This window comes from Planktosalinus sp., from assembly GCF_059864935.1.
Genome location: NZ_JCBCCK010000382.1, coordinates 1 through 5,102, shown reverse-complemented (window position 1 = coordinate 5,102; position 5,102 = coordinate 1). Strand labels below are relative to the sequence as shown.

Below are 5,102 nucleotides of genomic sequence, written 5' to 3'. Positions count from 1 at the left end.
CGAGCAGAAGCTTCCTGTTAACTCTAAAAGTTGCTTTTCCTTATTTTTAATTTCTTCTTTAGACATGATTATCCTTATATATTAGAGTGGACATTTTAAATTATTACGTTCAATCTCAACTCGCCTTCTCCACCTTCTTCGTCTCCTGCTTTTCAGCGTAAGCCATTGCGGCATCGCGCACCCATTCTCCATTGTTCCAGGCATTGACTCTAGCTGAAATACGCTCTTTGTTGCAGGGACCGTGGCCTTTTACCACTTGCCAGAATTCGTCCCAGTCGATTGGGCCAAAATCGTAATGGCCGGTTTCTTCGTTCCATTTAAAATCGGGGTCAGGGATGGTGATTCCTAAAATATCTGCTTGCGGGACGGTTTGGTCGATGAATTGCTGACGGAGTTCGTCGTTGGTTTTTCGCTTTAACTTCCATTTCATGGATTGTGCTGTGTGTACCGATTCATCATCTGTGGGTCCAAGCATCATTAGTGAGGGCCACCACCAGCGATTCAAGGCGTCTTGTGCCATTTCCTTTTGCTCTGGCGTGCCGTTGCAAAGGGTGAGCATAATTTCGTATCCCTGGCGTTGATGGAAACTTTCTTCCTTGCACACGCGCACCATCGCACGGGCGTAAGGTCCAAATGAGGTGTTGCACAACGGCACCTGATTGATAATGGCGGCACCGTCAACCAACCAGCCAATGGCTCCCATATCTGCCCAGGTTAATGTGGGGTAATTAAAGATACTGGAGTATTTGGCTTTTCCGCTGTGTAGTTGCTCATAGAGTTCGTCTCTGGAAACACCTAAGGTTTCGCAAGCACTGTACAGATAGAGGCCGTGGCCGGCTTCGTCTTGTACTTTGGCAAGCAATGCTACTTTTCTGCGTAAAGAAGGCGCACGGGTAATCCAATTGCCCTCAGGGAGCATCCCTACAATTTCAGAATGGGCGTGCTGTGAGATTTGACGGATGTGTGTCTGCCTATACTTTTCAGGCATCCAGTCTTTGGGCTCAATTTTTTCGTCGCGCGCTATTTTGGCTTCGAAAATTTGTTCTAGACTTCGACTCCGCTCAGTCCAGGTGTTTTTTATTTCTTTTTCGCTCATAATCCTCACCCCAACCCCTCTTATCCTCTCCCCAACCCCTCTCCCAAGGAGAGGGGCTTTTGAGTTTCAGGTTTTGGGTTTATTTTAGTTAAACAATTTATATTTTCGCCATTTGACTGACGAGACACCGGCCTTGCTACTTCGCTATCCTCTTTCGCTTAAGCTTCAGAGGATGAAAAGCTTCGTTGCATAAAGTCGCGGGTGTTGTTAGACGTCAAAGTCTAATACAATTTTATCAGATGTTGGCACCGCCTGGCAGCTTAAAATCAGGTTTTGGGCGACTTCTTTTTCATCCAATGCATAGTTGACTTTCATCGCTACAGTGCCTTCTTTGATTTCGCATCTGCAAGTGCTGCATACTCCGCCCTTGCAGGCGAAAGGTAAATCGGCTCCGGCGGCGAGGGCTCCGTCAAGGAGGTTGTCATAGTCCTCGCTCATGGTGAAATGAAATTCTTTTCCGGCATCAATAATGGTAACCTGAGTACCTTCTACTTTACTTTCCAGTGCTTTTTGTGCACGTTCTTTATCAGCTTCCGTAAGTCCTGAAACAAAGAGTTCATAATGGATTTTGCTCTTGTCCAGTCCGGCATTTTGCAACTCATCGCGGATAAGGAATATCATTTCCTCGGGTCCGCAGATAAAACAATGAGCTGTGTCTTCTATGTCGATGAACGTTTTGGTGAGCACGTCCATTTTTTGCTTGTCAAAACGACCGTTTAAAAACTCAATATCGCGTTTTTCTTTCGTAAGGAAATAGAACACGTGAAAACGGTTAAAGTATTTATTTTTAAGCTGTTCAATTTCTTCTTTAAAGATAATGGATTTTGAATTACGATTCAAATAAAAGAGCTTAAAGGTGCTTTCCGGCTCTTGGCTCAGGTGTGCTTTAATCATGGAAAGCACGGGTGTGATTCCGCTTCCTGCTGCAAAGGCAATGTAATTTTTGGGTGTTGAGGCATCGCAAGTCACACCAAACTCACCAGATGGCGGCATCACCTCCAGTTGGTCACCGGCTTTGAGCTCCTTGTTAATAAAACCGGAAAACTTGCCTTCAAAAATTTGTTTTACGGCAACTTTCCATTCTTTTTCTGCGGGATTGGAACAAAGAGAATAGGTGCGACGCACGTCTTCGCCATCAATGATTTTCCGTAAAGTCAAATGCTGCCCTTGCCGGAATTGAAATTCCTGTTGCAATTCTTCAGGCACATCAAAAGTGATGACCGAGCAATCTTTGGTTTCTTTATAAACGTCTTTGACGCGTATGTTGTGGAATTTTGCCATAAGAATAATTGTCAGCTAAATACTGATATGTTACAAAACTAACGATTGTTAGTTTCTTGTGCAAGTCCTCACCGTCCTCACCCCCGGCCCCTCTCCCAAGGAGGGGGAGTTTATTTTTAAAGAAAAAATCTTAATCCCTACTCATCAATATTTGAAGTACATACCAAAACATGAGCATCAATGAAGCGAAAAGGCCGAGTGAAGCACCTACATATTGGGTGACTTCATACTCATATTTTAGTTTGGAGGTTTGGTAAAGAATCGCGGCTCCGGCTAGTGCAACCATACCGAATGAGAACCAAAGCCCAAGGTCAAAACCGAAAATGATTCCGGCAACGATAAGTCCCATTGCAATAAAAACACCAATGGTAATGGCTGATTTCAGGAATGAAAAATCGGTTTTGGTCATAAACACCACAGCCGTAAGTCCGGTGAAAAGAGAAAGGGTTATGATTGCTGCCTGATTGATTAAGGCTGTTCCTCCTTCTATATAATAAATCGCTATGTATAATAACGGAATAAATATCAATGCATAGAAAACAACATAAATCCCCAGACCAATATATTGTTTGGTTTGACTTACATCGTGAGCGAGTTTATCTGCTTGGCTGGTCGCCAACCAAAAGGCTCCCAAAAGCAAAAGCCACAAATACCCTTGTGTCATTGAAAGCATAAATTCAACCAGTGCCGGGATTTTTAAAAACATCGATTCGACGAGGATGAAGGCAAGTACTGATAGTGCAACGTGCTGATATGTTTTTCTGTAAAATGCTGCTCTTTCCAGCTGGCTGGCTTGTGCTACAAGTACTCTGGGTTCCCGGTGTTGTTCAAAGTTGTTTTCCATTTTTAGTTGTTTTTAAATTTTAAAAATTGGTTTAAATATATGAAAAATTGTTATTGTTTTTTAATGCCGTTTATCAGGGTGTCGGGTATATCTTTTTTGAGTGTTAATGCATCTACCCCTCCTTTTTTGGTGTACCAAATGTAGAGCGTCCTCAAAGTTGAAAGCATGGAAAAGAGCATGATTTCTGTATCTCGCGGTGCGATTTCGCCTTGAGCAATTCCTTCATTGATGATGCTTCTAAAATTTTCTTCATAGTCTTCCCGCATTTTAACGAAATAAGGCAATTTTTCCTCCAGATGCATCCAGTCGTTGTTCAGGCAGGCCATAGCATCGGGGTTTTGGACCGTTAAATCGATATGGAGTTCGATGATTTTTTTGAGCTTTTCAAGTGAAGATTGTGGTTCATTCTTGACTTTTTCCATTCCGGAAGTAAACGCTTCGGCAATATCGATGATGATGGCGGAAAGAATTTCCTGTTTTGAATCAATGTGGTTGTATAAACTGGCTGCTTTGATTTCCATTGCATCTGCCAGGTCTCGCATGGTTACTGCACTATAGCCGCGCTTTTTAAAAAGTTTTGCGGCGGTATTCAGGATTTGATTTTTTCGTCGGCTTTGCATGTGGACGAAAGTAAGAAATTTTCAAAAGAGTTCCTTTTTAAATTATGTTGTGGCTTTTTGCTTTTTGAACAGTGTTCGATAAAGTTTTTCAATGTAATATCCATGAAAAGATATAATTAATACAAAAGACGACAGAATCCATATTTTTTGCATTATCTAAAATAATAACTCACAATCATTTTATTAAAGTTTTTTGTGTCAATTATTTCTTGATATTTACGGCACAAATCCATCAACACCTATCTATGAAAAAATTACTGATCACTTGCCTGTTATTTAGTTGTTTTACGATATACTCTCAGCAAAATGAGGAGCCTATTGAGTTCAATAAAAATGAAATAAAACTGAATATGCTATACTTTATATTGGGTGCAGTTGAGGTTTCTTATGAAAGAAATTTAAATGAATTTTCATCTTTGGGAACTTCCATCCTAATAAACACAAATGACAGTGAATTTTGGGATTTAAATTATGCGATAACACCTTACTACAGATTGTTTTTTGGGAAAAAACCTGCTCAGGGTTTCTTTCTTGAAGGTTTTGGGATGCTGAATTCTTACAAAGAATATGAGTATTGGTCTTATTATATTCCTGAACCTGGTTATCATTATCATGAAGAAACAACCAGTAATGCAACATCTTTTGCTTTAGGTATTGCCGTAGGAGGAAAATTTACACTTCATGAAAAGTTTGTCACGGAAATTTCCGGGGGCATTGGTAGAAATTTTATCAATAATAGTAAATATGGAGATTACACGGTTGTTCCCAGATTTTCGATAAGTGTGGGCTATCGCTTTTAAAATTTAAAACTTAATTTGGCCGAACTCGTTTTGTAATTTTTCAATTTGGTTTTCAAGTTTTTTTAGAAACCCAATGTGTCTTTCACTATTCGGGTTAAACGGCTTGTGTGCTATACCTTTTTGAATGGCATCAACCTCCTTCATTGTTGCAAAAGTTACCTTAGTAAAATATGTTTCTGAAAATCGTTCCCAAATGTAATCTATGGCCGACTGATTGGGGTGTATCATATCTTCAGCATAAAAACGGTAATCGCGCAGTTCGTCTAGTAGGATTTCGTATGAGGGGAAGTAAGCCCCCCAACCCCCCGAAGGGGGGCTTACTTTTAGCAAAAAACTATTTAAGCCTGCAATTAAATGTGCTTTACTTACTTGGTTTTCAACAAATCCGTCTTTCAGGTGGCGGACGGGTGAAATGGTGAAAATGAAATTGATGATTGGGTTGGCAGCTTTGACTTTTAAAA

At 40.7% G+C, this 5,102-nt stretch carries 6 protein-coding genes; 1 reads left to right on the top strand and 5 read right to left on the bottom strand.

Annotated elements, in window-relative coordinates:
• Window positions 1–115: 115 nt before the first annotated feature.
• The 4 genes from paaA to AC6F75_RS11980 form a co-directional block, all read right to left on the bottom strand.
• A complete protein-coding gene (gene paaA / locus AC6F75_RS11995) occupies window positions 116–1,096 on the bottom strand; it encodes a 1,2-phenylacetyl-CoA epoxidase subunit PaaA (RefSeq protein WP_500715263.1) in 981 nt (326 codons plus the stop codon).
• A 207-nt stretch (window positions 1,097–1,303) separates the two neighbouring features.
• Window positions 1,304–2,377 carry a 2Fe-2S iron-sulfur cluster-binding protein gene (locus tag AC6F75_RS11990; protein ID WP_500715261.1) on the bottom strand — a complete coding sequence of 358 codons (1,074 nt, stop codon included), beginning with the start codon at window positions 2,375–2,377 and terminating at the stop codon, window positions 1,304–1,306.
• Between the two features lie 130 nt (window positions 2,378–2,507).
• Entirely contained in the window at window positions 2,508–3,221 is a 714-nt protein-coding gene (locus AC6F75_RS11985; protein WP_500715260.1) for a Bax inhibitor-1 family protein, read from the bottom strand.
• Between the two features lie 50 nt (window positions 3,222–3,271).
• Entirely contained in the window at window positions 3,272–3,841 is a 570-nt protein-coding gene (locus AC6F75_RS11980) for a TetR-type transcription factor C-terminal domain-containing protein (protein WP_500715258.1), read from the bottom strand.
• A gap of 245 nt (window positions 3,842–4,086) precedes the next feature.
• Between AC6F75_RS11980 and AC6F75_RS11975 the strand changes: the two genes are divergently transcribed.
• Window positions 4,087–4,641, top strand: a complete 555-nt coding sequence (locus tag AC6F75_RS11975; protein ID WP_500715257.1) for a DUF3575 domain-containing protein — start codon at window positions 4,087–4,089, stop codon at window positions 4,639–4,641.
• Window positions 4,642–4,644: 3 nt separating this feature from the next.
• On the opposite strand, the gene AC6F75_RS11970 is transcribed toward AC6F75_RS11975, so the two are convergent.
• A partial coding sequence (locus AC6F75_RS11970; protein ID WP_500715255.1) for a GSCFA domain-containing protein occupies window positions 4,645–5,102 on the bottom strand: 458 nt, incomplete at its 5' end.